Genomic DNA, 434 nt, shown 5'->3' with positions numbered 1-434 from the left:
AAGCGCTCCGAGGAAGGTCGCGACTATCTCTCGCTCAAACTCGACGATCCCTCCTTCAACGCACCGATCTACGCGAACCTCTTCGATGACGAAGGAGGCGAAGGTTACACGCTCCTCTGGTCGCGGCCGCGCAAGAGCGCCGATTGAGAGACTCAGCCCAGCCTCGCCCGGTTCCGCCGGGCGAGGCTCCTCGATGCGACTGTTGCCATTGACCTTTGGCGCCACGCGGGTCCTAAAGGACCAAAGGTCCAATTTGGCCCTTCAGTCCGACGCCGGCAGTCGTACGATCGCGCAAAGACCGCATTGATCGTCCACTGTCAGATTCTCGAACTCGATCGAACCATCGTATCTGTCGACGATGCGCTTCACGATCGACAGCCCGAGACCGGATCCCTCGCCGGTCGGCTTACGCCCTCGATAGAACGGCTCGAATA

General features: G+C 60.4%; 2 protein-coding genes. One reads left to right on the top strand and one right to left on the bottom strand.

Annotated elements, in window-relative coordinates; translation table 11 throughout:
• A partial coding sequence (locus KBY19_RS37905) for a DUF736 domain-containing protein (protein ID WP_210967541.1) occupies window positions 1-147 on the top strand: 147 nt, incomplete at its 5' end.
• A 114-nt stretch (window positions 148-261) separates the two neighbouring features.
• On the opposite strand, the gene KBY19_RS36000 is transcribed toward KBY19_RS37905, so the two are convergent.
• Window positions 262-434 (bottom strand): ATP-binding protein (locus KBY19_RS36000; RefSeq protein WP_282107159.1); only part of this gene is annotated, 173 nt, incomplete at its 5' end.

The sequence above is a fragment of the Streptomyces sp. B15 genome (genome assembly GCF_018070605.1).
GTDB classification, from domain to species: Bacteria; Actinomycetota; Actinomycetes; order Streptomycetales; family Streptomycetaceae; genus Streptomyces; species Streptomyces smyrnaeus.
The sequence above is the reverse complement of the archived record's forward strand: the minus strand, read 5'-3'. Positions and strand labels throughout refer to the sequence as shown.